This window comes from Streptomyces sp. NPDC002144, assembly GCF_053593695.1.
On the sequence record NZ_JBSFDB010000028.1, the window covers coordinates 31303 to 54688 of the forward strand.

Sequence of the window (23386 nt, forward strand, 5' to 3'; positions counted from 1 at the left end):
GACAAGCGGTGGTGAGCGGCTCCGCAACGCTTGTCCAGCGTAGGGAGACGGTCACTGCGCGTGCATCCCGTTTTTCCTCGGCTACCGTGACCGGGCTACCGCGACCGGAGGTCCAGGCGGTGCTCCACCACCTCGCGGGCCACCTCGCTGAGGCGGCGGCGATGGGAGCGGGCGTGGGCGCGCAGCAGACGGAAGGCCTCGTCGACGGTGACCGAGAGGCGGGCGGCCAGCGTGCCCTTGGCCTGCTCGATGATGACGCGGCTGGTCAGGGCCTCGCCCAGCTGGTCGGCGAGGGCGCGGCTCGCGGACAGGCGCCGCTCCCGGTCCAGGGTCCAGCCGGCCACGTCGGTCAGGGACTGGCCCACTTCCAGGAGCTCGGGGCGCAGCGCGGCGCCGCCGCGGCCCAGCAGCACCAGGGCGCCCAGGGTGTCGGCGCCGACGTGCAGGGGCAGGGCGGCGACCCGGCCGTAGCCCAGCTCCAGGGCGCGGGGGGTGTAGCGCGGCCAGTCGCGGCGCGCCCGCTCCCCGCCGAGTTCGGTGTCCGGCACCGGGTGACCGGTGCGGCGGGCCTGCTGCCCCGGCCCCTCGCCCCAGCCGGCGGCGTCCCGGGCCAGCCGGACGAGGTCGGCGCCGGTGCCGGCCACCTGGGCGGCGGCGTGGTCGTCGGGGACATACACGACGGTCGCGGCGCAGTCGCCGAGCAGTGCGGTGCCGTGGGTCGCGAGGGCCTCCAGGAGACCGGTGGGGTCGGAGGGCTCCGAGGACTCCCCTCCGGCCGCGAGGTCGACGAACGCCTTCGCCAGCCGTTGCTGTGACACGGGGTTGGTCATGACCTCTCTCCGCCTCCTGGGACGCTCGCCTCGACCCTGTCGGTCACACGCGCTCTTTCCGCTGCCTTTACGTGTTCCCACTCCCCCGTCCGGCACCTCAGCCGAGCCGCAGCTCCCCGTCCAGCACCCGCTCGGCCACCGAACGGGCGGAGACGCCCTCGGTGAAGGCACGGGCCTTGATCAGTTCCAGTGCGTCGGCCACCAGGCAGTCGAGCTGCACGGAGACCATGCCGGCGGCCTGGTGCACCTTGGCGCGCAGCTCGGCGGCGCCGTACAGACCGGCGTCGCCGTACGGGCTGAGGATCATCGAGCGGGTGAGCGCCTCCGCGATCTCGGTGAAGGAGTCCGTGCCGACGAAACCGGGAGCGGGGTCGAACACGGCGAGGGCCCCGACGCAGACGCCCGAGAGACTGAGCGGCACGGCGGCCACCTCGTCGATGCCGAGTTCGGTCACCGCGGGACCGTAACCGGGCCAGCGGACGGCCAGTCCCGGGCCGGCCGCCATGACCGGGCGAACCTCGGCGGTCGCGTCCCGGGCCGGTCCCTCGCCGAGCAGGAACTCCAGCTCCTGGGCGGCGCGGGCGGACTCGTCCGAGGCGGCCACGGTGAGCTCGTCCAGGGTGTCCGCTCCGACCAGGGTGAGGGCGGCGCTGCTGGTGCCTCAGGCCTCGGCGACCCCGGTCATGAAGCGGGGCCGGGGAGTACCGCGCTGTCCGGCCCACAGGGCGAGCCGGCCCGCGTAGTCGTCCTGGAGGCGTGCCGCGGTCAGATGGCAGTGCGCCGTCGACCGGTGGAGCTCGGCCATGCGCAGGTACGCCGCGCGCAGGGCCTCGGTGGGCGCCTCGGCGGCCTGGGCCTCGCACCGCTCGGCGCGGATCGTCTCATGCACCGAACGGGCACGCGCCACGGCGGCTTTCCGCTCCGCGGAAATCTTGCTCTGCGCCGCCCCGCCGTCGGTGGCCATACCGGAATCGTACGCCCCGCCCGTCATTCCGAGGCGTCGCCGCGGCCCTCCTCCATGAGCAGGACCACTCCGCCGTTGTGGCCGTCGAAGGGGCTGCGCTGCACCTGACAGGTGATCCTGCGGCCCAGGCGGTTTACCGCGGGCACCGGCAGCGGCTCCCCTCGCTTGCCGGATTCGACGCACTGCTGGATGGTCTCGCGCAGCTTCTCCGTGGGCAGCCCGAACTCCAGACCGTAGAAGAGCTGGTCCAGTACCTCGTCGGGGCGCAGGCCCCACAGGTCCACGGCGCCGCGGTTCCAGCTCTTGACCTTCAACTGCTGGTCGAGGACGACGACTCCGGCGGCGATGGAGGTGAGCACCGCTTCCAGGAAGGCGCGGGCCTCGTCCAGTTCCTCGGTGCGGACCCGCATCTCCTCGTTCATGGTCTCCAGTTCCTCGTTGCCGGACTGGAGTTCCTCGTTGGTGGTCTCCAACTCCTCGTTGGTGGACTGGAGTTCCTCGTTCGTTGTCTCCAGTTCCTCGATGCTCGACTGGAGTTCCTCGTTGGTGGTCTCCAACTCCTCGTTGGTCGACTGCAGTTCCTCGTACGCGGTTTCCAGGTCCTCGCGCACCCGCTTGATCTCGGACTTGAGCTGGGTGGCGACGGTGACGTCGGTGAAGGTGATGTTGGTGGCGACCGTCATGCCCTCGGGGCCGGACAGCGGCTGGACGAGGATGTCGAAGTACTGGACGTCCTCGCCGACCCGGCGCTCGGCGCCGTTGACGCGCAGGGTGCGGCGCTCGTGGGTGGCCTGTTCGATCAGGGAGCGCAGTTCCACCGGCCGGTAGGAGATCTCCAGGTCCTGGAAGGGCCGCCCGATGTCGTTCGGGGTGAGGCCGAACTGCACCCGGGCCTGGCTGTTGACGAGGACGACCGTGCCCATGGAGTCCACGGCCAGGGCGGCGCTCGGGTGGCGTCGAGGATGAGGTCGCGCAGCTGGCGGTTGCGGGCGACGGTGTGCAGCTGGCCGCCGAGCCCCGCCCTGATCTTGACCGGCGCGGGCTGGTACGGCGTCGCGGACTCGCCGGGGCGCCGCCGGAAGACCCGCTGGCGCATGCTCATCACCTCGAACCGCTCGGCGTCGTTGAGCAGCAGCTCCGCCTTGCCGAGGAAGAGACAGCCGCCCTCGCGCAGCGCGAAGTGGAACCGGTCGATGATCTGCGTCTGGGCCTCGACGTTGAAGTACATCAGCGTGTTGCGGCACACCAGCAGGTCCAGCCGGGAGATCGGGGCGTCGCGGGTGATGTCGTGGCGGCCGAAGATGACGCGGCGGCGCAGATCGGGGCGGAAGCTGAAGCGGGCGCCGTTCTGCTCGAAGTACTTGTCCCGCAGCTCGGGTTCCAGCGAGGCGAGGACCTTGGCCGAGTACAGCCCGGAGCGGGCGTCGCGCAGGGCCTCGTCGTCGACGTCCGTGCCGTAGATCTTCACCCGCTCCAGGGTCTCCTCCAGGCCCAGCGCCTCGGCGAACATGATCGCCAGCGAGTAGGCCTCCTCACCGCTGGAGCAGCCGGCGCTCCACACCCGGATCTCCTCCTGGGAGCCGCTCTGCGCGAGCAGCTCCGGCATCACCTCGCGCTGCAGGAAGGTCCAGGCCTCGGGGTCACGGAAGTAGGAGGTGACATTGATCAGGATGGTGTTGAACAGCGCGTTGAACTCGTCCTGGTTGGTCTCCAGGCGGTCGCGGTAGTCGCTGTACGACGCCACCTGGGCGTCCGTCATCCGCTTGCGGATGCGCCGGCCGAGCGAGGAGCGTTTGTAGCCGGTGAAGTCGAAGCCGCGCGCGTCCCTGAGGAAACCGAGAAGATCCTCCAGTTCCTCGTCGGTCTCCATCTCCGGCTGTCCGTCAACCATCGCTGCCGTCACTTCCCTGCCACTGCCTCCTGGAGTCGACCAGGCCGCGGACGACCGCGGCGATCTCGTCCAGGGGCAGCACGAAGTCCACTGTGCCCGTACCCACTGCCGCCTGCGGCATACCGCTGAACTCCGCGGTCGCCGGATCCTGCACGATCACCGTCCCGCCGCCTGACTTGACCGCGTCCACGCCCATCGCGCCGTCCCGTCCGGTGCCGGTGAGCACACAGGCTATGGCCTTCGGCCCGTAGGCACCCGCGACCGACTCGAAGAGCAGATCGGCTGAGGGGCGGACGAAGTGGACGAGTTCGGTGTCGGTGAGCGCGATCCGACCGCCCGGGCGCACGAGCAGATGCCGGTCGGGCGGCGCGATGTAGACATGGCCGGCCCGGATCTGCTCATGGTCCTCGGCGAGCTTCACGGTCAGCGGCGTACGGCGGCTCAGGACGTCCGCGATGACCGTGCGATGCCGCGGGTCGAGGTGCTGGACGACCAGTACCGGCACCGGCAGGGCGGCGTCCAGGCCGCCGAGCAGGGTGATCAGGCCGTTGATGCCGCCGGCCGAGGAGGCGACGGCGACGACCTCGAAGCCGTCGGACGGGCTTACGGAAGGCTGCACCCGGCCAGCGTAGACCCGCAGGTCACACCTCGGGTGCCGCCCGGATCACGCCGGCGGCGATCGCGGCGCCCAGGGCGGCGTGGTCGGCGGTGTTCTGGTCGGCGTAGGCGAGCGCGAAGTCGGCGACGGCGTGGTCGAAGGTGTCGGCGCCGCCGAGGTAGGCCGCGATGGCGACGCGGTCGCCGGAGCGGGCGTGGGCGCGGGCCAGGGCGGTGCCGCACAGCCGGGCGTAGGCGAGCAGGTCCCCGGGGCTCATCCCGGCGACGTCGGCGGAGCCCTTCATGTCCCGCAGCTGCCGCCAGTAGAAGGCGCGTCCCTGCGGCCCGCTCATCCATCCCAGGAAGACGTCACCGGCGGCCTGCAGCAGGCGTTGCCCGGCGACCACACGGTGCCCGGGGTGGACGTACGGCCCGGTCGGCAGATGGTCCTCCAGTACGGAGGTGCGGGCCTCCTTGATCTGCAGGAACAGCGGGTCGTCGGTGTCGCGGCCGGCGAGCAGCACGACGAAGCAGCGCAGGCCGACGCTGCCGACGCCGACGACCTTGCGGGCGGCGTCCACGAAGCGGTAGCGGTCCAGGAGCAGCCGGCGCTCCTCGGAGAGGGTGGAGCGGTAGTCGCTGAAGATCTTGCGCAGGGAGGCCGTGTCGGAGGCGCCGGCGGGTTCCAGAAGCGGCGGGTCGTGGACGATGCGGCGCCTGCCGTCGACGACCTCGGTCAGCTTGCCGACGGCCTGCAGGCTGGTGCGGCGGCGGGCGCGGGTGAGGCTGGCGGCGACCTGGCGGCGTCGGCGGGCGGAACGCGCGAGCGGCAGCAGGCGGTCGGCGTCGATGCGCTCGTACCAGACCTCCAGTTCGCCCCGCGCGGCCAGCCGTCGCATGGTGGTCCGGTACGACGTGACCGCCTCCGTCGCCGCGCGGCGCACCTTGTCCTCGGTGTGGCCGTTCTCCCGGCCGGCGACGACGACGCTGGCGGCGAGCCGTTCGACGTCCCACTCGAAGGGGCCGGGGAACGTCTCGTCGAAGTCGTTGAGATCGAAGAGCAGCGTGCGTTCCGGGGACGCGTACAGCCCGAAGTTGAGCAGATGGGCGTCACCGCACAGCTGCACGGTGAGCCCGGTGTGCGGCCGGGAGGCCAGGTCGGCGGCCATCACGGCGGCCGATCCGCGCAGGAAGGCGAAGGGCGACGCGGCCATCCGCCCGTACCGGATCGGCAGCAGTTCCGGCAGCCGGTCCCGCCCCTGCCGTTCCAGCACGGCGACGGGGTCGTCCCGGTCGACGGGCGCCACCCACCCCGCGTGCGCGGACCGCGAGACCCGCTTGCGGGCGGCCTTGCCCTGCTCGGCACGGTCGACAGGGGAACTCACGCGACCCACCGCACAACCCCGTACCGCCCCATCACGCCTCCCACCACCTCGGCTCATCGCCGCGCCGCCTCTTTGATCGCAGTGAAGGCGGGTACGGGGGTGAGCGCATGCCGGGTACGGCAATCGGGTGACGGGAGGGGGTACGGTCGCGGATGCGGGTGCCCGGACGGCGGGCGGGCGCCGGCGGGAAGGAAGGCCGATCCATGATCCTCCCGAAGGTCAGGGACCCTCGCTTCGTGACCGTCCGCCGTGGTGGGACCCTCACCGACGCGGATCACCGTCTCCTCGCCCTCTGGGCGGCCGACTGCGCGGAGCACGTCCTCGGCCTCTTCGAGTCGGCTCGCCCCGAGGACCCCCGACCGCGCCGGGCGATCGGGCATGCCCGCGCCTGGGTGCGGGGCGAGGTCCGGATGATGGAGGCCCGAGCGGCGGGCGGTCATGCGATGGGGGCCGCTCGCGACCTGCGGGGCGCGGCACGGCATGCCGCGTACGCGGCCGGCCAGGCCGCGGTCGTGGCGCACGTCGCCGCGCACGAGCTCGGTGCGGCCGCCTATGCGATCAAGGCCGCGCGCGCCGCCGTGCCGGAAGAGGAGAGCGCGGCCGCGGGACGGCTGGAGTGCCGGTGGCAGCGCGACCGGCTCCCGGAGGCGATCAGGGAGCTCGTGCTCGACGACCAGCGCCTGCGCAACGACATCTGCTGGTCGGTCTTCGACTGCTGAGGCCGATCCACGCGGGCGGCCCCGGAGTCGGGCGGGGCGTTGTCAGTGGGGTCCGCGAAGATGGGAACACGGGTGCCGTGACGGGCGGAGGGTGTCATGGGTGACGGGGAGCGGTACATCGGAGTGGCCGAGCGGCGGGCGCGGCTGGCGGTGCGGCATCGGCTCGCGGTGGGGGCGCGGGGCGGCTCCCCGGAGGACGTCGCCGGTTCGCTCGTCGCGCTGCACGGGACGGACCCGGCGACCGTGTATCTCGCGGTGGGCGCGCGGCTGACGGACGCGACGCGGACGGTGCCCGAGACGGAGCGGGCGCTGTACGACGACCGTTCCCTGGTGCGGATGCACGGCATGCGCCAGACGGTGTTCGTCTTCCCCACCGACCTCACCGCGGTCGTCCACGCGTCGACCGGCCTCGCCGTGGCCGCCAAGGCCCGCGCCAAGCTGGTCCAGGACATGGCGAGCGCGGGGGCGCCGGACGCGGCCTGGCTGAAGGAGGTCGAGGAGTCGCTGCTGGCCGCCCTGGACCGGCGCGGCCAGGCGACGGCGCCCGAACTCGCCCAGGACGAGCCCCGGTTGCGGGAGCAGTTCGTGTACGCGGCCGGCAAGAGCTACGAGGGCGTCCACACCGTCTCGGGCCGGCTGCTGCGGGTGCTGGGCGTCGAGGGCAAGGTGGTCCGGGGCCGGCCGCTCGGCTCGTGGACGTCGAGCCAGTTCCGCTGGGCGGTGGCGCCGGCGCATCCGGAGCTCGATGTGGCGGAGGCGCAGGCGGAGTTGATGAGGCGTTGGCTGGCCTCGTGCGGACCCGCGACCGAGGCCGACCTGAAGTGGTGGACGGGGTGGAAGGTCACCGACGTCCGGCGCGCGCTGGCGGCGATCGGGGCGCGGGAGGTGTCGGTCGACGAGGGCCGGGCGTACGTCACCGCGGACGACGTCGCCCCGGAGGGTCCCGTGGAGCCCTGGGCGGCACTGCTGCCGGCGCTGGATCCGACGGCGATGGGCTGGCAGGCACGGGACTGGTATCTGGCGCCGGAACTGCGGCCCTTGCTGTTCGACCGCAGCGGCAACGTGGGGCCGACGGTGTGGTGGGACGGACGGGTGGTCGGGGGCTGGGCCCAGCGCGCCGACGGGGAGATCGCGTGGCGGCTCCTCGACGAGAAGGGCGTGGGACGCGAGGCGAAGGCGGCGATCGCCGCGGAGGTGGAGCGGTTGCGGGCGTGGATGGGGACGAGCCGGGTCACACCCCGCTTCCCGACGCCGTTGGACAAGGAGTTGGCGAGGGGGTAGCGGGCGGACGTGCCGGGCGCCCCGTGTGCGGCGCCCGGCACCGGCCTCATCGGCTGTAGCGCATCAGCGCCCGCACCATGTGGCACGTCGTGTCCGACGGCGGGTGGACTCCGATCAGTTCCGCCGTGTGCCGGATCGTCTCGTTGCGGGCCTGGTTCGGCATGTAGACGCCCGAGTCGAGCAGGGCGATGGCGAGACGCATCGCCTTCAGGCGCCGGTTGTGCGTGACGTACCACTCGCGGGGCCGGCCCGGCGGCAACGGGCGCTTCTCCACGGGTTCGTACGGCAGGTCGAGCAGGACGGGGCGCTTCACAGTGGACTGGGTCGGCTTCGGCTTCAGTGCGGCAGCGGGCACAGGCATCCTCCTGTCGCGGACAGGGTGTCCACCAGGGCTTTCGACGCCCCGGCAACACCCTCGAACACTTCTTCTAGTGTACCGCCCGCCACTGACAAAAGCCCCTGGCCACAAGGGCTTTCGGCCTTCCCCTCGCGTACCGTTGACCCCATGGAGATCTGGATCAACCCGGCCTGTTCCAAGTGCCGCGGCGCCATCAGCCTGCTCGACGCGGAGGGCGCGGAGTACACCGTCCGCCGCTACCTGGAGGACGTACCGAGCGAGGGCGAGATCAGGGACGTACTCGACCGTCTCGGGCTCGAGCCGTGGGACATCACCCGCACCCAGGAGGCGGACGCGAAGGAGCTCGGTCTCAAGGAGTGGGCGCGGGACGCCGGTTCGCGCGACCGGTGGATCAGGGCGCTCGCCGAGCGTCCCCGGCTGATCCAGCGTCCGATCATCACGGCGGACGACGGCACCGCGGTGGTGGGCCGCACCGAGGAGGCCGTACGCGAGGCGCTGTCGCGGGATTGACCGATGATGACGAGACCAACGTACGTGTGACGCAGGTTACTTCAGAGACTCGTGTAACCACTGAGTAACCTCGTTCGGTATCTCGTACATAGCGACGTACGCTCCCCTACCTCTTCAGGAGGCGCGCATGTCGCGTAGGAGAACTGTCAGTACGAAGAAGAAGCTCGCGGTCCTGGTGAGCGCGGCGGCGGTGGCGGGCGGTGGGGCCTTCGCGATGGCGTCGACCTCGAACGCCGCACAGACCCCGCCGTCCGCGAAGACCCTGTCGGCCGCGAACTCGACGGTCTGTCAGGGGCTCGCCACCGCGCTCGGCAACAACCAGAGGTTCATCGCCGGGCAGAAGGCGAATCCGGACGCGCAGTCCGCGGCCCGGATCGCCAACCGTGAGGCGGTCATCGCGCAGATCAAGGTCCAGCAGCAGGCGTCGGGGTGCGCGGTTGGGGAGTCGGCTCAGGACTCCCAGGCCACGCAGCCCGCACAGCCGGCACAGCAGCAGACCGCGCAGCCGGCGCAGACGGCTCCCGCGGGAAACGCGAACTCCGGGGCGGGCGCGAACACCGGTGGCGCTGCCGCCTCCGGCTCCGCCCGGCAGGTCTGCAAGGGCTCCACCGTGACCCTCTCCGGCGAGGCCGGTGCGCCTGCCGCGTCCAGCAACCAGTTCCCGGCGGGGACGACGCTGAAGGTCACCAACCTGGACAACAACAAGTCCACGACGGTGAAGGTCACCTCGGTGTCCGGCAGTTGCGCCCTGCTCAACAACGCGGCCTTCGAACAGGTCCGGGAGCCCGGCAAGTTCCTGATCCGGCGCGCACTGATCGAGAAGGTGGGGTGAGGCTCAAGGGTTCAAGAACTCCGTGAGGCGGCGGCCGAGTTCGGCGGGTGCGGACTGCGGCAGCGCATGATGGGAGACACCGGGGAGGACCACCGTCTCCACGTGCGGCAGCAGCGCATCCGCCGTCCCCGCCACCTCGTACGTGATGGGGGTGCCCCCGCTCGAGCGAAGTCGAGAGCGGGGGAGTGTCCTGCTGTTCTCGGCCAGGAACAGCAGGACCGGCACGTCCAGCGCGCGCAGCGCGTCCGGGGCCGGGCGCGGACCGGTCACCGGCTTCGACACGGAGGGGAAGCCGGCGGCCGGCCTCCTGGAGGCGGAGCCAGTCGGGGTCGAGGGGCGCTCCCCTGGTCTCCCACTCCAGGAACGCACTGGCCCTGCGGGGTGTGGGCCGCAGCACGGACGGCAGGGCGTGCAGCAGGTACGCGGCCGGAAACCGGTGAAGCAGGTCGTCGGGTCCAGCAGGAAGAGGCGGCGCACGCGCGTGGGTGCGTGCAGGGTTGCGGGTGCCTGCGGCCGGCGACCGGCGCGAGGTGCTCGTCGAGGTGGACGAGCGGGCCGTCGCGCTCGGGTGGGAGTATTTCGGGCCGCTGATCGGCCGCGTGGTGGAACTGCTGCGTGTGTACGACGAGCGGGAGCCGGCCGCGATCCGGGGGTTCCTGGAGGGGGTGCGGGAGGCGGCGAGCCGGGAGGACTGAGCGGGGTGGCGGTTTCACACCGTGAATCGCGCCACACCATCACCAGGTAACACGGGGTTCACAATCGAGCAATCGACGGGAAATCGCCTGTTGACAGGCTCGCGGGCATCACCGCGGCGCCCCAGTGCCGCAGCGCCGCAGCACCCGCAGGTGCGTCAGACACACCCCCGAAGGAAGTGGCCCGTGACCTTCAAGGCTGAGTACATCTGGATCGACGGCACCCAGCCGACCGCCAAGCTGCGTTCCAAGACGAAGATCATCGCGGGTGAGCCCGCCGGACTGGACGCGCTGCCGATCTGGGGCTTCGACGGGTCCTCCACGAACCAGGCCGAGGGCCACGCCTCGGACCGTGTCCTCAAGCCGGTCTTCACCTGTCCGGACCCGATCCGCGGCGGGAACGACGTCCTCGTCATGTGCGAGGTCCTCGACATCGACTTCACGCCGCACGAGTCCAACACCCGTGCCGCGCTGGCCGAGGTCGCGGAGAAGTTCGCCGCGCAGGAGCCGATCTTCGGCATCGAGCAGGAGTACACCTTCTTCCAGGACGGCTACCCGCTCGGCTTCCCCAAGGGCGGCTTCCCGGCCCCCCAGGGCGGCTACTACTGCGGTGTCGGCGCGGACGAGATCTTCGGCCGTGACGTCGTCGAGGCGCACCTGGACAACTGCCTGAAGGCGGGCCTGGGCATCTCCGGCATCAACGCCGAGGTCATGCCCGGCCAGTGGGAGTTCCAGGTCGGCCCGCTGGCCCCGCTCGAGGTGGCCGACCAGCTCTGGATCGCCCGCTGGCTGCTCTACCGCACGGCCGAGGACTTCGGCGTCTCCGCGACGCTGGACCCGAAGCCGGTGAAGGGCGACTGGAACGGCGCCGGCGCGCACACCAACTTCTCCACCAAGGCGATGCGCGAGGGCTACGACGCGATCATCACCGCCTGCGAGTCGCTCGGCGAGGGCTCCAAGCCGCTCGACCACGTCAAGAACTACGGCGCCGGCATCGACGACCGTCTGACCGGTCTGCACGAGACCGCCCCGTGGAACGAGTACTCCTACGGCGTCTCCAACCGCGGCGCCTCGGTCCGTATCCCCTGGCAGGTCGAGAAGGACGGCAAGGGCTACATCGAGGACCGCCGTCCGAACGCCAACGTCGACCCGTACCTGGTGACGCGTCTGATCGTCGACACCTGCTGCTCCGCCCTGGAGAAGGCCGGCCAGGTCTGATCCGCTCAGCCACGCCCAGGGGGCGCCCACCGTCGCGGTGGGCGCCCCCTGGCGTTGACGGGCGGGGAGGCGGTACCGGCGACTTCATGTCAAGGAAACGTCCAAGCAGTGAGAGGAGGCTCCTCGTGGGGGCCGCTGTCTGCTTCAATGGAGCCATGGCCGGATTCCAGAACCACACCGCGACGGGTCGCACCGACCTCGAGCCGTTCTGGCCTTCCCGTCAGCACCACGACTTCGACCGGGTGTGTTGCCGCGCGATGAACGCGCCGGCCCTCTAAAGCCGTACAGGTCTCCAGCCGTACACGGTCTTCGGCCGACGCGAACGAGTACGTCCCCTCCGACGAACCTCTCGCGCGAAAGAGCTGACCTCTCATGGCGATCATGCGTTCCGTACCCACCACGCCGCTCAACACCCCCTCCCCCACCGGTTCCCGGCACCGTCTGCGGGCCGTGGACCGGGACGAGGTGATCGACGTGGCGGAGTTCCTGCCGCCGGGCGCCACCTGGCTGCCCGCGCCCCAGCACACCCTGCCCACGCTGCCCGGACAGCCGCCGATGGTCGGCTACCTCGTCCTCATCCCCGCCGACCGGCCGCACCTCGCCCCGGCCGGCCTCGCCCCGGCGGACCCCGCCGACACGGCGGAGGCCGGTCCGGAGACCGAGGCGCTCGTCCGGATCGACCCCGTGCAGCGCACCGCCTCGGTGGACGGGTGCGAACTCGACCTGACCTACCTGGAGTTCGAGCTGCTCGCCCACCTGGTCGCGCACCCCGGCCGGGTGCACACCCGCGACCAGCTCGTCACCACCGTGTGGGGCTACGGGCACGTGGGCGACGGCCGTACGGTCGACGTCCACATCGCCCGGCTGCGCCGCAAGCTGGGCGCCGAGTACCGGCAGGCGATCCAGACGGTCCGCCGGGTCGGCTACAAGTACACCCCGCCGACGGGCCGTTGATCTGCTGACGGCAGAGCGCGGTTCCCTCCCGCGGGCGGGCCGGGCACAGTCACCGGTATGAGAGTTCTGGTGCTGGGTGGTACGGAGTTCGCGGGACGGGCCGTCGTCGAGGCGGCCCTCGGGCGCGGCTGGGAGGTGACCGTCCTCAACCGGGGCCGGCAGCGGCCCCCGGCCGGTGTGCGGGCCCTGCGGGGCGACCGCACCGCGGCCGACGGGCTCGCCGCCCTCGCGGAGGGCACCTGGGACGTCGTCGTCGACACCTGGTCGGCCGCGCCCCGGGCCGTGCACGAGTCGGCGCGGCTGCTGCGGGGCCGCGCCGGGCGGTATGTGTACGTGTCCACCCGCTCGGTGTACGCCTGGCCCGCGCCGGCCGGGTACGGCGAAGACGCGCCGCTGGTCGAGGGCGCCGAGCCCGACGCCGACCAGAAGGACTACGCGCTCGACAAGCGGGGGGCCGAGATCGCCGTCGTGGACGCGTTCGGCGCGAACCGCTGCGTGCTGGTACGGGCCGGGTTGATCCTCGGGCCGTACGAGAACATCGGGCGGCTACCGTGGTGGCTGGGGCGGATCGCGCGGGGCGGGCCGGTGCTGGCACCGGGACCGCGGGAACTGCCCCTGCAGTACGTCGATGTGCGGGACCTGGCCGAGTGGGCGCTGGGGGCGGCAGAGCGGGAGCTTCAGGGTGCGTTCCATCTGACGAGTCCTCAGGGGCACGCCACCATGGGGTCGTTGCTGGAGGCGTGCGTGGAGGTGACCGGCGGACCGGCGGAACTGCGGTGGGTGGAGCCGGAGGTGGTCCTCGACGCCGGGATCGAGCCGTGGACGCAGTTGCCGGTGTGGGTGCCCGCGGGGAGCGACATGCATGACTTCCTGCACTCCGCGGACGTGTCCCGGGCGGTGGGGACGGGGTTGAGGTGCCGGCCCGTGACGGAGACCGTCGCCGACACCTGGGCCTGGCTTCAGGGAATCGGCGGAACCGCGCCGCAGCGGGCGGATCGGCCGCCGGTCGGGCTGGACCCGGTGGTGGAGGCGAAGGTGCTGGGCGAACGGTGACCGGATCCCGGGCCCGGCGGGCAGTGACCGCGCCCCAGGCCGGGCGGGTAGTGACCGGATCCCAGGCCCGGCGGGTAGTGACCGGATCTCGGGCCCGGCGGGCGGTGACCGGATCCCAGGCCCGGCGGGCAGTGACCCGATCTCGGGCCCGGCGGGTAGTGACCGGATCCCAGGCCCGGCGTGATGCGACCAGATCCCAGGCCCGGCGGGCAGTGACCCGATCTCGGGCCCGGCGGGCAGTGACCGGACCTCGCGCCCGACGCGCAGTAACCCGATCCCAAGCCCGACGCGCAGTAACCCGATCCCAAGCCCGACGCGCAGTAACCCGATCCCGAGCCCGACGCGCAATGACCCGATCCCGGGCCCGGGGTGTATCTGGCACCACCCCGTGAGCGGGGGGCCTGGCCCCGTGACCCCTGCGCACCGGCCAGCGAGACTGCTGTCATGAACACCAACACGAAAAGCGGCTCTCTTTCCATGAGGGCCCGGGACGTCGTCGTCGCGGCGGGGCGGGGGTTCGTGCTGGCTCTGGTGAGTCTTCCGGGGGCGGTGCTGGGATTCACCCTCGCGCTCGTGTCCATCACGCTCGTTCCGGTCGGGATCGGGCTGGTCACGACCCCGTGGGTGCTGGGCCGGGTGCGGGCGTTCGCGGACTGGCGGCGCAGGGTGGCGGCCGAGTGGTGCGGGGTGATGATCCCATCGGCGTACCAGCCGGTCCCCGAGGGCAGGCCCTGGACGCGGACGTACACGCTGCTGCGCGACCCGGCCGTCTGGCGCGATCTGCGGTGGCTGCAGGTGGACATGACGGCGGGGTACGTCACCGCGGTGCTGCCGGTGGTGCTGTTCCTCTACCCCCTGGAGGGGATCGCGGTCGCGGCCGGGCTGTGGCGGCCCCTCTCCCAGTGGGGCGGGTACTGGTACGGGTTCGTCCATGTCACCGACCAGTCCTCCGCGTTCGGCGCCGGCGCGCTGGCCCTCGTGCTGCTCGCCCTCACTCCCCTCGCTCCGCGACTGGTGACCGCCCACTTCCGGCTCACCCGTTCCGTACTGGGCGCAAGTCAGCGTGAGCTGGCCGAGCGGGTGCGGGTGCTGACCGAGACGCGCAGGGACGCCGTGGACTCCTCGGCGGCCGAACTGCGCCGCATCGAGCGGGACCTGCACGACGGGGCGCAGGCGCGGCTGGTGGCGATGGGGATGGATCTGGGCACGATCGAGACGCTCCTGGACAAGGATCCCGCGAAGGCGAAGCAGTTGCTCGCCCAGGCCCGCCAGTCCTCGGTGGACGCGCTGGCCGAGCTCAGGGAGCTGGTGCGCGGCATCCATCCGCCGGTGCTCGCCGAGCGCGGACTGGGTGACGCCGTACGGGCGTTGGCGCTGCGGCTGCCCGTCCCCACGGAGGTGAACGTCGAGTTGGGCGGGCGCGCCGGGGCGCCGGTGGAGGCCGCCGCCTACTTCGCGGTCAGCGAGGTCCTCACCAACGCGGTCAAGCACTCCGGCGCGGACCGGATCTGGGTCGACCTGCACCACGAGGACGAGCGGCTGCGGGTGACCGTCACGGACAACGGCAAGGGCGGTGCGGTGATCGGGGCCGGTTCGGGGCTGGCCGGGGTGGAACGGCGGCTGGGTACATTCGACGGCGTCCTGGCCGTCAGTTCTCCCGCCGGCGGTCCCACCATGGTCACCATGGAGATCCCTTGCGCGTTGTCCTAGCCGAAGACCTCTTCCTGCTGCGGGACGGACTCGTCCGTCTCCTGGAGGCCCACGACTTCGAGATCGCCGCCGCCGTCGAGTCCGGCCCCGAGCTCACCCGCGCGCTGGCCGAGCTGGAGCCGGACGTCGCCGTGGTCGACGTACGGCTGCCGCCGACCCATACCGACGAGGGGCTGCAGTGCGCGCTCCAGGCGCGCCGGAGCAGGCCCGGGCTGCCGGTGCTGGTGCTCTCGCAGCACGTGGAGCAGCTGTACGCGCGTGAGCTGCTGGCGGACGGCAGCGGCGGGGTGGGATATCTGCTCAAGGACCGGGTGTTCGACGCGGAGCAGTTCGTGGACGCCGTACGCAGGGTGGCGGCGGGCGGTACGGCGATGGATCCGCAGGTGATCCAGCAGCTGCTGTCCCGGCGGGCCGCCGACGACCGGCCGCTGGCCCGGCTGACCCCCCGTGAGCTGGAGGTGCTGGAGCTGATGGCACAGGGACGCTCCAACGCGGCGATCGCCGGGCAGCTGGTGGTGACAGAACGGGCGATCGCCAAGCACACCTCCAACATCTTCGCCAAACTGGACCTGGAGGTGTCGGACGACGACAATCGTCGCGTTCTGGCCGTCCTCGCCTATCTGGACCAGGGCCGGTGAGCAACCGGCGATTTTCTGTAACTTCTGCTGCTCAGGCGGTGGTTGGGACACCAAGGACTGGTAAACCTCTGATTTGTTTGTGGGGTGGCTGAACACCCCTGAGGCGGCGCCCGTATCAATGGGCGCCGCTTCACTCCTGTCGGGCGCCTCGATGCCCCGCCAAGCCCGCAAGGAAGTCAGAGGAGTTCCATGGGACGCAACAATCGAAAACGCCGTACGCCGCTGGCCACCAAGGCCATAGCCGCATCGGCGGCCCTAGCGCTCGGTGGGGGCGGGCTGATCTGGGCGAACTTCTACGCCTCGGCGCACGAGTCGAACAACTCGGGGCAGAACCAGACCAAGGCCGCCGCCGCGACGGTGGCGACCATCGCCTGCCCGGACGTCGGCCAGAAGCTGACGAACGTGCCGGCCAAGGCCCAGCAGGGCGTGGCGACGGAGCTGGCGAACCTCGACAAGCAGATCACCGAGGCCTACGCCCGGCTCGCCTCCACGCGTCAGGCGCAGACGCAGGACGCCAGCTTCGTGCAGAACGCGATCGTCGGCCCCCTCAAGGAGAAGCGGGCGGCGACCCTCGACCGGATCCGCATCGACATCCAGCGTGTCGGCGGCCAGGTCGACGCGGCCGGGCTCCAGGCCCTCGCCGCCTGCACGACGATGACCACCAACCAGACCACGGCCGGCCAGGGCAACAACGGCGGGCAGCAGAACAACGGTGGTCAGCAGCAGAACGGCGGCCAGAACAACGGCGGCCAGCAGCAGGGCAACGGGCAGGCCTCGGCCGCTCCGAGCGCCAGTGCCGGCGGTGCCCAGAACATCGGCGGTCAGGCCGGCAACGGTCCTGTCGCGGCCGACTTCGTGGACATCACGAAGGTCCAGCCGAACGTCGCCGCCAAGCCGCGTGCCAACGGCAACGCCTCGCGGGGCACCTTCGTCACCCGGTGCGGTGTCAACGCGAACAAGAACCACAACACCGACAACGTCATCGTGGCGCCCGGCGTGACCAACGGCGCGCACCACCTGCACGACTACGTCGGCAACCAGAAGGTCGACGCGTTCGCGAACAACAACACGCTGATCGCGGACCAGACCAGCTGCCAGAACAAGGCCGACCTGTCGGCCTACTACTGGCCGGTCGTGCGTATCCAGGACGGTACGCAGGACTTCGACCAGAACCGGGACGGCGGTGGCAAGGAGGGCAACGTCGGCAAGATCCTGACGCCGGTCCAGGCGCAGATCAAGTACGTCGGCTCGCCCACCAGCAAGGTCACCGCGATGCCGCAGTTCCTGCGCATCATCACCGGTGACGCCAAGACCACCACCAACGGTCTGGCGAACGCCAACGCGCACTGGTCCTGCACCGGCTTCGAGAACAAGGTCCAGCTGACGACGCAGTACCCGATCTGCCCGCAGGGCAGCAACGTGGTCCGCACGTTCGCCTTCCAGTCCTGCTGGGACGGCAAGAACATCGACAGCGCCAACCACCGGACGCACGTCGCGTTCGCCGACGCCAACGGCAACTGCCAGAACGGCTTCAAGGCGATCCCGCAGCTGACGATGCGCCTGGTGTACAAGATCAACCCGCCGGTCCTGCAGAACGGCCAGGTGAAGAACGCCTACGCGGTGGACGGCTTCCCGGACCAGCTGCACAAGGCGGCCACGGACCACGACGACTTCATCGCGGTCTTCAAGAACAACCTGGCGAACACCATCGCCAACTGCATCAACCAGGGCCGGCAGTGCCAGTGACCCACTGAGCGTGTGACCGACCGAAGAAGGCCGGTGGCGGGATCTCCCGCCACCGGCCTTCCGGTGTGTGCAACAGGGGTTCAGCCGCTGTGGCTGCCGCCGTGCTGGCTATGGTCGGTGCCGATCTCCTCCTCGCCGCCGAGCGTGGTCTGCAGCGCCTTGACGACCTTGTCCTCGCCGACGGCGACCCACTTGCGGCCCACCAGGTAGAAACCGCCGTAGTCCTTCGCGTCGTTGATCCACTCGCGCTGGCCGCGGTCGGTGGCGAAGGTGGCGAAGATGTACTTGCCGTCGGAGGTCTTGCAGATGGCCTGGCGGACCTCGTCGGAGTCGATCTGCATGTCCGGCTTGCACTTCGCCTTGGCGGCCAGGCTCTCCAGGCTGCCGGTTGCGGTGACCGGCACCTTCGCGGCCGCGTCACTGTCTCCGGATCCGCAGCCCGTCAGCGCCAGGGCGGCCGCGGCACCGGCCACGGCGAGCATCGGTCGGGTCAACCTCATCTGTTCCTCCGGGTCGCTCTGCCATCTGGGCCTGGGCCCGGGCGGCAGACGGAAATGTGCCGGCCGGGCCCAAGAGCCCGTTCCCTTCCATACGGCTGTGAGGCTCGGGGCGCTCAAATCGGGTGGGAGTCAGGGTACGGGTGTGCGAAAGTACGGTCCGTGAATCAGGACTGGGAAGATCGTGTGACCGCCGCTTGGGCCACCTTCGACGACTACGCGGAGGAGGACGCCGGGGACTTCCGGGCCGTGATCGACGCGCTCGCCGCCGAGCTGCCCGAGGACAACCCGCTGGGGCTCTTCGAGCGGGCCTGCGCCTGGGACTCGACCGGCCACTCGGACAAGGCCGTGCCGCTGTACCGGGAGGCGCTGGACCGGGGGCTGAGCGAGGCCAGCGGTTACAAGGGCAGGCGGGCCAAGATCCAGCTGTCCAGTTCGCTGCGCAACATCGGACAGGCCGAGGAGGGCGTCAAGCTGCTGACCCCCGAACTCGACGCCCGGTCGGACGAGTTGGACGACGCGGTACGAGCGTGTCTGGCGCTGTGCCTGTCCAGCCTCGGCCGGGACCGTGAGGGCCTCTCCCTCGTGCTGGGCGCTCTCGCCCCCCATCTGCCGCGTTACCGGCGCTCGATGGCCAACTACGCGCGGCTGCTGGTCGAACCCGGGGAGTGAGTCCCCCGGGTGGCGGTGACCATCCGACGATTCGCTCGTTCTGCTGAACGTGCAGTCACAGGATGTCGCCCCGCACCCCGCACCCTCCTCCGCAGAACCGGTCGTCGACGTCGAGCAGGCCGAGGCCGCGCTCGTCGAGCACTACCCCCGGCTGGTCCGGCTCGCCTACCTGGTGCTGCCGCCGAGCCTGGGCCGCAACCGGCGCGTGGTGACCGCCCATGCGCTGGTCCAGCGCGCCCTGCCCAGGGGCAAGGCCTCGGCACCCGTGATCCCGGCCCAGTCCAAGGGCCGGGACGGCGACCCGGGCTACGCCTTCGTCCGGCTCCAGGTGCTGCGCACCGCGCTGGAGGCGGGCCTCCCGTTCAGGTTCACCGCGTGGCCGAGACGCTCCCAGCTGCCGCCACTGCTCCCCCAGGTGTGGGGCCTGCGCCTGTTCCCCCGCTCGGGCGGCGCCGACGAACTCGCCCTGGACCAGCGGCTGTCGACGCTGTCCGGCCCGGGCCGCGCCGCCTATGTCCTGCGCGGCCTGGAGCGGCTCCCCGACGGCGACGTCCGCGCGATCCTCACGGCGGCCGGCTGCGCGGACGTGGACGAGGCGCTGAACGAGGCCGAGGAGATCCCGGCGGCACACCATCCCCACCTGGACTCCCCCGAGTTCGACCCCTGTTCGCTGCACGCCCGGCCCACCGACCTGATGCGGCGCCGGCAGCACACCCGGGCCGCGCTCGCAGCCGCCGCGGCCCTCGCGGTGTGCGGGGCGCTGCTCGCCCTGCCCGGCGGCGGCTGGGGCCCCGACGGCGCTGCCGCTCCCGCCTACGCGCAGAACCCGGCCGCCGAGGCCGCCCTGGACCCGGCCAAGCTCCTCCGCGTCCCGCCCACCGCCTGGCAGTCCTCGACCCGCACGGACTTCTCCGTCTGGCCGGCCCGCGGCGACCTCGCCGGCGACAAGCCGCTGCTGCGCCGTGCCCTCGCCGTCTGGGCCCGCCCCAGCGAGCACGTCCAGGTCTCCGCGACGCCCGACACCCCCTCCGGCGGCCCCGCCGGCCCGCCGCAGCTGCTGTACGCGGGCAACGTCGACAGCGCGCGGGTGGTGATCCTGTACGACGGGCTGCGCATCGCCCGTTACGCCGAGCCGAAGGACGGCACCAAGGGCGCCGCCCTCGACTTCGCGCGGGCCGACGGAGCGGACCGGACCGAGTCGAGCGCGCTGGTGCTGGGCCGCGCCGACGGCAACGTCCGCTACCTGACGGCGCCCTGGGTGACCCGGGCCGCCGAGCGGGACCTGCTCAAGCCGGGCGCCGGCGCGATGGACCTCGGCCTCACCGGGGGCATCACCTCACCCCTGGCCAGTGCCGCCCAGCAGACCGGCACCTGCACCTCGTGGAACGTGCTGCAGCTGACCGACGACACAGGCACGCATCTGCTGACCGACCTCGGGGAACTGGTTCCGGCCCGCCTCACCACCGGGCGGCCCGGCGCGAGTCGTGACGCCGTTGGGGCCGAGGGGCTGCGCGCCTGGGCGCCGTACGCCTGCTCGCTGTCGGCGATGCGGTCGGCGGGGGTGCGCGGTGTCAACGCCTGGACGTATGCCGCCCAGGCGCTGCCCGAGGCGAGTGGTTCGGCGGACTGGGTGTGCACCCGGGCCGAGACGTGGAGCGGCGCCGGCCCGCGTGTGCTGGCCCAGTTCCGCACGCCGGGCGGGACGTACGGGGCGGTCGCGGCTAAGGCCGAGAACTCGCCGGCGTGCGGGACGAAGGATCCGCATGTGCTCGCCGGGGTGCTGTGGAAGTCGGAGGCGGGACACTGGTATCTGCTGGCGGCGGGCAGCGAGGGCACGGCGTCGATCGGCGCGTCCGGCGGGATCACGGGTTCGGCCCAGGGGAGGTCGCTGGTCGTGCGGGCCCGTCCGGGCGCGCAGGCCGAGCTGAAGGCGACCCTGACGGACGGACGGGTGCTGAGCGGGCTCGGCTGACCGGTCAACACCCATCAGCACCAACGGTGTTCGCGTCCGAAGGTGCTCTCGCCACCGGCCCACACCGCCGCGCAGATGTGAACACCGTTGCTCGGTCCGGTCCGTTCGGGGCCGGATCCGATCGGTAAGGTGTTCGTATGACCACCGGAGTACGCCGCAGAATGGGAGTCGAGGAGCGGCGGCAGCAGTTGATCGGCGTCGCCCTCGAACTGTTCAGCCAAAGATCTCCCGACGACGTCTCCATCGACGAGATAGCAGCCGCCGCGGGCATCTCCCGGCCGCTGGTCTACCACTACTTCCCCGGCAAACTCAGCCTGTACGAGGCCGCGTTGAGGCGGGCGGCGGACGATCTGGCAGGCCGGTTCAGGGAGCCGCACCAAGGTCCGCTGGGGGCACGGCTGCTGCGTGCGATGCACCGGTTCTTCGACTTCGTGGACGAACACGGGCCCGGTTTCTCGGCGTTGATGCGCGGCGGCCCGGCGGTCGGCTCCTCCAACACGAACGCGCTCATCGACGCCGTACGGCAGGCCGCGTATGACCAGATCCTTTCGCATCTGGGCGTGGAGGACCCGCCCGCGCGGCTGGAACTGGTCGTCCGCTCCTGGATCTCGCTGGCCGAGTCGACCGCGCTGATCTGGCTGGACGGCCGGCGCATCCCGCGCGCCGAGCTGGAGGCGCAGCTGGTGCACGACTTCGCCGCGCTGGCCGCGGTGAGCGCCGCCTACGACGACGAGATGGGCGCGCTGCTGCGCAAGATGGTCCAGGACGAGCCGGCCGACGGGCCCTTCGCGGACCTGGTCGCCCGGCTGCTCGCCCTGGCGTCCTGAGGAGGGCCCGGGTCCGGGCCGGGCCTCAGCGCTCGAACTTGCGGTAGGAGGGATCGAGGTCGCGGACCTCGGCGGAGGCGTGCAGGGTGACGTGGCCGTCGTCCTCGACGTGCTTCTTCAGCAGCTCCAGCACGGCCTCGGTCAGCCGCACCTTGGTCTCGTCGGTGCGGCCGGCGAGCAGCCCGATGGTGACGTGCACGACGCCGTGACCGAGGTCGGAGGGGTCCTCGTAGCCGAACGCGGTGACCTGGGACGCCCGGAACTGCGTCTTGCACGCCTCGGGCTTGGCGGCGGCGATCTCCACGAGCGCGTGATGCAGGTCCAGCGCGAAGCCCTCCCGGTCGAACGAGATCGCTTTCGAGTGGTCGACGGTGATCTGCGGCATGGGCACTCCTGTTCTACGGCGGCTACCGGCTCACCCTAGTTCCTCAGCTGGAGGGCGAGCATGGCGATGTCGTCCTCGCGGTCGTGGCCGAAGGAGGCCAGCAGGGTGTCGCACAGGGCGTCCAGGCCGGGCAGGGCGCCCACGGCGGCCGCGCGCAGGTGCTCCATGGAGTCGGTGAGGTCGGTGCCGCGGGTCTCGATCAGACCGTCGGTGATCATCAGGAGCCGGTCGGTGGGCTCCAGGAGCAGCTCGGTGGGCGGCGGATGGGGCAGCCCCACACCGAGCAGCGGACCGGACGCCTTGACGTACTCGGCGCTGCCGCCCGCCCCGAGGATCAGCGGCGGCACATGCCCGGCGTTGGCGATCCGGGCCCGCCCGCTGGCCGGGTCGATCAGCGCCAGGCACACGGTGGCGGTGACCTCGGCGTGGTAGCGCTGGAGCACCCGGTCGAGCCGCTCGGCGAGCACGGCGGGGTCGCTCTCGTCGACGCAGTAGGCGCGCAGCGCGTGCCGCAGCTCGACCATGACGGTCGCCGCGTCCAGCGAGTGCCCCACGACGTCCCCGACGGCGGTGAGGACGCCCTCGTCGACCCGCAGCGCGGCGTAGAAGTCGCCGCCGATCTCGGTGTCGCTGGACGCCGGCACATAGCGGACCGCGAGGTCCACGCCCGGCAGCTCGGGCAGCCGCTGCGGCAGGAAGCTGTGCTGGAGGGTGAGCGCGACATGCCGCTCCACCTGGTACATCAGCAGCGGTTCGGCGGCCAGCGCGGTGGCCTGGGCGAGCTGGGCCAGCAGTGCCTCGCCCTCGGGGCTGACCCGGCGCAGCCCACGGGTGGGCGTGGCCAGACACACCGGCGCCTTGCCGTCCTGGGTGAGCACCAGCGCGAGACGGGCGTCGTGCTGCACGCCGGGCCGGAAGAACCCGGTGGGCCACAACGGGGCGGGCACGGTGGTGATCTGCACGCCCGCCTGTCCCCGGGTCAGCCGGCGCAGCAGGCTCGCCACGGCCCGGTGGGCGCCCTCGTCGGGCAGGGCGAGCGCGGTGCGGTCCCGGGACAGGCCCCGGTAGAGCTCGTCGTCCTGGTCGAGCACGAACACCGCGGCCGGGCAGCCGATCAACCGCGCGGCACCGTCGGCGGCCACCTCGGCGAGTTCCCGCAGGGAGCGGGCCGCCTGGATGGTCACGATCGTCTCCGACAGCAGCTGCAGCCGCCGTACCAGCGCCTGGTCGTCGGCGCGCAGCCGGGCCGCGCGGACCGCGGAGCGCACCACCGCCTCGATCTCCTCGGGCTCCGCGGGCACCGTCAGATACGCCTCGGCGCCCGCGTCCAGGCCTTCGCAGCGGTTGGTGGGGGCCACGGACAGGGCCGAGAAGTGCACGACCGGCAGCCCGGCCATGTGCGGCCGGTCCTTGAGCCGGCGGCACAGTTCGAAGCCGCTCATGTCGGGCAGGTGCACGTCGACCAGGGCCACGTCGGGCAGGGTGCCCTTGCGCAGCCGTACGTCGATCTCGGCCAGCGCCTCGGAGCCGCTGGCGACCGCGACGACCTCGTGGCCGGCGCGCCGCAGCACGGTGCCCATGGCATACCGGCTCGCGGCCACGTCGTCCACGACCAGCACGGTCGTGCCTGTCAGTTTGCCGTTGACGTCCATCTC

At 71.7% G+C, this 23386-nt stretch carries 24 protein-coding genes and 2 pseudogenes; 14 read left to right on the forward strand and 12 right to left on the reverse strand.

From position 1 onward, the window contains the following. Positions 1-95: 95 nt before the first annotated feature. The 7 genes from ACWCQ1_RS34235 to ACWCQ1_RS34265 all read right to left on the reverse strand — a co-directional run bounded on the left by ACWCQ1_RS34235 (position 96) and on the right by ACWCQ1_RS34265 (position 5667). The gene (locus ACWCQ1_RS34235) at positions 96-830 is read right to left on the reverse strand and encodes a GAF and ANTAR domain-containing protein (protein WP_451028134.1); all 735 of its coding nucleotides are present in this window, start codon (positions 828-830) and stop codon (positions 96-98) included. A 97-nt stretch (positions 831-927) separates the two neighbouring features. Beyond that, complete coding sequence (locus ACWCQ1_RS34240; RefSeq protein WP_358606359.1) at positions 928-1434, reverse strand: ANTAR domain-containing protein; 507 nt, start codon at positions 1432-1434, stop codon at positions 928-930. Positions 1435-1491: 57 nt separating this feature from the next. Next, entirely contained in the window at positions 1492-1794 is a 303-nt protein-coding gene (locus ACWCQ1_RS34245; protein ID WP_358606356.1) for a hypothetical protein, read from the reverse strand. A 23-nt stretch (positions 1795-1817) separates the two neighbouring features. Next, positions 1818-2477, reverse strand: coding sequence for a PAS domain-containing protein (locus tag ACWCQ1_RS34250; protein ID WP_451028176.1), 660 nt, complete (start codon positions 2475-2477; stop codon positions 1818-1820). Positions 2478-2593: 116 nt separating this feature from the next. After that, positions 2594-3685, reverse strand: coding sequence for a CheR family methyltransferase (locus ACWCQ1_RS34255; RefSeq protein ID WP_451028135.1), 1092 nt, complete (start codon positions 3683-3685; stop codon positions 2594-2596). After that, positions 3678-4304, reverse strand: coding sequence for a chemotaxis protein CheB (locus tag ACWCQ1_RS34260; RefSeq protein WP_358606350.1), 627 nt, complete (start codon positions 4302-4304; stop codon positions 3678-3680). Before ACWCQ1_RS34260 ends, ACWCQ1_RS34255 begins: the two co-directional genes overlap by 8 nt. 22 nt (positions 4305-4326) lie before the next feature. Next, positions 4327-5667 carry a DUF2252 domain-containing protein gene (locus ACWCQ1_RS34265; protein WP_358606347.1) on the reverse strand — a complete coding sequence of 447 codons (1341 nt, stop codon included), beginning with the start codon at positions 5665-5667 and terminating at the stop codon, positions 4327-4329. Between the two features lie 203 nt (positions 5668-5870). Here ACWCQ1_RS34265 and ACWCQ1_RS34270 point away from each other — a divergent pair, with 203 nt between their 5' ends. Both ACWCQ1_RS34270 and ACWCQ1_RS34275 read left to right on the forward strand, forming a co-directional pair. Beyond that, on the forward strand, positions 5871-6386 hold the full coding sequence (locus tag ACWCQ1_RS34270; RefSeq protein ID WP_358606345.1) for a putative immunity protein: 516 nt from the start codon (positions 5871-5873) through the stop codon (positions 6384-6386). Positions 6387-6482: 96 nt separating this feature from the next. Continuing rightward, positions 6483-7667, forward strand: a complete 1185-nt coding sequence (locus ACWCQ1_RS34275; protein ID WP_451028136.1) for a winged helix DNA-binding domain-containing protein — start codon at positions 6483-6485, stop codon at positions 7665-7667. Positions 7668-7713: 46 nt separating this feature from the next. Here ACWCQ1_RS34275 and ACWCQ1_RS34280 read toward each other — a convergent pair whose 3' ends face one another. Then, entirely contained in the window at positions 7714-8022 is a 309-nt protein-coding gene (locus ACWCQ1_RS34280) for a hypothetical protein (protein WP_133042964.1), read from the reverse strand. Between the two features lie 150 nt (positions 8023-8172). On the opposite strand from ACWCQ1_RS34280, the gene ACWCQ1_RS34285 reads away from it, so the two are divergent. Continuing rightward, positions 8173-8535 (forward strand): arsenate reductase family protein, encoded by a 363-nt coding sequence (locus tag ACWCQ1_RS34285; protein ID WP_358606339.1) that lies wholly within the window; start codon positions 8173-8175, stop codon positions 8533-8535. Positions 8536-8662: 127 nt separating this feature from the next. Continuing rightward, the gene (locus tag ACWCQ1_RS34290) at positions 8663-9367 is read left to right on the forward strand and encodes a hypothetical protein (RefSeq protein WP_133042966.1); all 705 of its coding nucleotides are present in this window, start codon (positions 8663-8665) and stop codon (positions 9365-9367) included. Positions 9368-9370: 3 nt separating this feature from the next. Here ACWCQ1_RS34290 and ACWCQ1_RS34295 read toward each other — a convergent pair. Beyond that, a pseudogene (locus ACWCQ1_RS34295) lies at positions 9371-9862 on the reverse strand (alpha/beta fold hydrolase); the annotation flags it as partial. A gap of 5 nt (positions 9863-9867) precedes the next feature. Here ACWCQ1_RS34295 and ACWCQ1_RS34300 point away from each other — a divergent pair. The 7 genes and pseudogenes from ACWCQ1_RS34300 to ACWCQ1_RS34330 all read left to right on the forward strand — a co-directional run. Continuing rightward, positions 9868-10062: pseudogene (locus tag ACWCQ1_RS34300) on the forward strand (MarR family transcriptional regulator); the annotation flags it as partial. Between the two features lie 183 nt (positions 10063-10245). Further along, the gene (glnII, locus tag ACWCQ1_RS34305; protein WP_133042967.1) at positions 10246-11277 is read left to right on the forward strand and encodes a glutamine synthetase; all 1032 of its coding nucleotides are present in this window, start codon (positions 10246-10248) and stop codon (positions 11275-11277) included. Positions 11278-11649: 372 nt separating this feature from the next. Further along, on the forward strand, positions 11650-12231 hold the full coding sequence (locus ACWCQ1_RS34310; protein ID WP_451028137.1) for a winged helix-turn-helix domain-containing protein: 582 nt from the start codon (positions 11650-11652) through the stop codon (positions 12229-12231). Positions 12232-12288: 57 nt separating this feature from the next. Continuing rightward, complete coding sequence (locus ACWCQ1_RS34315) at positions 12289-13284, forward strand: SDR family oxidoreductase (protein ID WP_451028138.1); 996 nt, start codon at positions 12289-12291, stop codon at positions 13282-13284. A 444-nt stretch (positions 13285-13728) separates the two neighbouring features. Beyond that, complete coding sequence (locus tag ACWCQ1_RS34320) at positions 13729-14994, forward strand: sensor histidine kinase (protein ID WP_451028139.1); 1266 nt, start codon at positions 13729-13731, stop codon at positions 14992-14994. Beyond that, entirely contained in the window at positions 14979-15632 is a 654-nt protein-coding gene (locus ACWCQ1_RS34325) for a response regulator transcription factor (RefSeq protein ID WP_356771510.1), read from the forward strand. Before ACWCQ1_RS34320 ends, ACWCQ1_RS34325 begins: the two co-directional genes overlap by 16 nt. Before the next feature lie 189 nt (positions 15633-15821). Continuing rightward, positions 15822-17378, forward strand: a complete 1557-nt coding sequence (locus tag ACWCQ1_RS34330) for a DUF1996 domain-containing protein (protein WP_358607962.1) — start codon at positions 15822-15824, stop codon at positions 17376-17378. Between the two features lie 80 nt (positions 17379-17458). Here the strand turns inward: ACWCQ1_RS34330 and ACWCQ1_RS34335 are convergent, their stop codons facing one another. Continuing rightward, entirely contained in the window at positions 17459-17878 is a 420-nt protein-coding gene (locus tag ACWCQ1_RS34335) for a hypothetical protein (protein WP_133042974.1), read from the reverse strand. Between the two features lie 159 nt (positions 17879-18037). On the opposite strand from ACWCQ1_RS34335, the gene ACWCQ1_RS34340 reads away from it, so the two are divergent. From ACWCQ1_RS34340 to ACWCQ1_RS34350, 3 genes are all read left to right on the forward strand, one after another. Further along, complete coding sequence (locus ACWCQ1_RS34340; protein WP_451028140.1) at positions 18038-18547, forward strand: tetratricopeptide repeat protein; 510 nt, start codon at positions 18038-18040, stop codon at positions 18545-18547. A 49-nt stretch (positions 18548-18596) separates the two neighbouring features. Continuing rightward, positions 18597-20519 carry a hypothetical protein gene (locus ACWCQ1_RS34345; RefSeq protein ID WP_451028141.1) on the forward strand — a complete coding sequence of 641 codons (1923 nt, stop codon included), beginning with the start codon at positions 18597-18599 and terminating at the stop codon, positions 20517-20519. Between the two features lie 137 nt (positions 20520-20656). After that, positions 20657-21346 carry a TetR/AcrR family transcriptional regulator gene (locus ACWCQ1_RS34350; protein WP_133042977.1) on the forward strand — a complete coding sequence of 230 codons (690 nt, stop codon included), beginning with the start codon at positions 20657-20659 and terminating at the stop codon, positions 21344-21346. Positions 21347-21371: 25 nt separating this feature from the next. Here ACWCQ1_RS34350 and ACWCQ1_RS34355 read toward each other — a convergent pair whose 3' ends face one another. Together ACWCQ1_RS34355 and ACWCQ1_RS34360 are read right to left on the reverse strand one after the other, a co-directional pair. Then, positions 21372-21731 carry a tautomerase family protein gene (locus tag ACWCQ1_RS34355; RefSeq protein WP_133042978.1) on the reverse strand — a complete coding sequence of 120 codons (360 nt, stop codon included), beginning with the start codon at positions 21729-21731 and terminating at the stop codon, positions 21372-21374. A gap of 35 nt (positions 21732-21766) precedes the next feature. After that, positions 21767-23383, reverse strand: coding sequence for a SpoIIE family protein phosphatase (locus ACWCQ1_RS34360; protein WP_133042979.1), 1617 nt, complete (start codon positions 23381-23383; stop codon positions 21767-21769). Positions 23384-23386: the final 3 nt, after the last annotated feature.